Below are 2,115 nucleotides of genomic sequence, written 5' to 3' on the forward strand. Positions count from 1 at the left end.
GAATCACCAGAAATATATAAATGATAAGAGTTTGAGATGGCACGATCAAGTATGGCATCCGCAATGGCACCACCTCCTAATTTCTTATGCCATTCTCCTGTTTCCATTTGAGAGGAAATAATAAGGGAACGATCTCGACTTCTTAATTCAAAGATTTCCATTAAGTATTTTTGTTCATCTTGGGTTGTCGGTGTTAAAAGAAAATCATCAATGACTAATACATCCAGTTTCGCTATTTTCTTTAGATAGTTAATGAGTCTATCCTCTAGGTCAGCCTGAACCATTTCAGCGAGTAAATCATACATTCTCATGTATCTTGCCGTATAGCCTTCTTCGATGACATAGCGACATAAGGCATTCGTAATGTAAGACTTGCCGGTACCAGTGGCTCCTTGGATAATGACATTTCGATGGTTTGTTATAAACTGACAGGTCTTCAATTGATCGATAGTATCTTTATTAAGCTTTCGACTCGGTGAATAATCAATCTCTTGAATATGAGCTTGTGGCTGGGAGAGTTTAGCTTGTTTTAAGTGACGTTGAATGGTGTTATGTCTTCTGGACTGGTATTTATCGATGACCATTTCTTCCAGAATATCCAATGTCGTACGCTGATCGCTGAGCGGATCGCTATACAAATCAATTAACCGATCTGCCATGATGGGCAGTCGCATTTGTCTCAGATACTGTGTTAACTCATTAATTCTTTCGGTTGAATTGTTCATAGTAGTCCGCTCCTCTCAGGTATGATTGTTCATTTTGATTCGTCGTGTTAAAATCGGATTGCGTCATAGGACTTTCGATCAGCTGTTTTATTAACGTGAAATTCGGGTGAGTCGATCGTTCAAGGGCATAATGGCAGGCTTTATCTAATCTTTGGTCGGAATAGGTATCTGCCATTTTTAATATCGCATGAACTCTTCGGTAGTACTGCTGCTCAGGGCCTTGATCGAATAGGTTGGCAATGACGCGATGAACATTTGGCCCCACTCGACGAGCCCATTCCAAATACCTAGTGCTGTTCCATTTACCAAACTGGTTGCTTTCTTCCGGTAAGTGCTGTTCATTTGTAGAGTATGCACCTGGCCGAGTCCCCTTGGTAGGATGTTCACATAAGAATTGGTTATGGTGATAAATTTTGATAGAAGTAGAATAAATTTTAAGGATCACTGTTTCGCCAATATACTGATACGGTACAGAGTAATAGTGCTTATTGAATGTGATATGGCTATTTGTATATACTTTGGCTTCTTTAAATTCACATACTTCATACGCATAAGCTGGTAATGGCTTGAGCGCTACTTGTTCAAATTCCTTAAATAATTCAAGACGACTTCCTTCTTTCTTTTGAAACGGTTTGGCATTGAATTCATCCAAGAGCTTCCGTAAATAGTGGTTGTATTCTTCGATACTGAAACATTGATAGTTGCGCATACGACCGATAATATGCGTTGTCAGATGCTTAACATGGTTTTCTACTGCTGCCTTATCCTTTGGATGGGCAACGCGCGTCGGCACAATAATCGTTTGATAATGATTCGCCATATCCTCATAAGTGGGGTTTAGAAGGAGTTCCTTTTTGGTGTTTTTAGTAACCCCTGTCCGAAGATTATCCGGTGTTAACAACGTGGGAACGCCTTGAAAATACTCAAACATATGTATGTGGGCTTCAATCCACCTTGGCATCTTTTGATCAATACAGGCTTGAGCGTAGGTATACCCGCTAAAAGGTAAGGTTCCCACAAATAAGTCGCCTTTGATGATTTCCCCCGTCATTGGATCAATCCACTGTGGTCGTTTCCCTGTCCAATCCACTTGAACCTGTTCACCCGCTTTGTGATGGAGGACATGACTAAAGCTTGTTTTAGCTAAGTAATCATTAAAGTGCTTCTTAAATTGGGTTAACTTATAATAGATTTTATGATTGAGTCGGGCTTCTTGAGCGTATTCTTCCCAAAGCAGTTGCATCGTCACACCTGGCTTTGCGAGCTCTTTCGCTAACTGTTTATAGTCCGGCATTGTATAGTAAGAAACAGGTTGATCCTTTTTGTTTCTATCCAATTGGAACATAGTTTCTAATTCATGACGGGACCATTGCGCTACTTCATCGTATGA

2 protein-coding genes are annotated in these 2,115 nt (G+C 40.2%); both read right to left on the bottom strand.

Translation table 11 applies throughout. The features are described 5' to 3' along the window. Nucleotides 1–725, bottom strand: a 725-nt coding sequence (locus HW423_RS10815; RefSeq protein WP_218931889.1) for an ATP-binding protein, incomplete at its 3' end; no start/stop codon positions are given. Then, the coding region (istA, locus tag HW423_RS10820) for an IS21 family transposase (protein WP_218931890.1) at nt 700–2,115 on the bottom strand (1,416 nt) is incomplete at its 5' end. The genes HW423_RS10815 and istA, both read right to left, overlap by 26 nt.

The sequence above is a fragment of the Ruoffia halotolerans genome (assembly GCF_014049385.1).
Classification (GTDB): domain Bacteria; phylum Bacillota; class Bacilli; order Lactobacillales; family Aerococcaceae; genus Ruoffia; species Ruoffia halotolerans.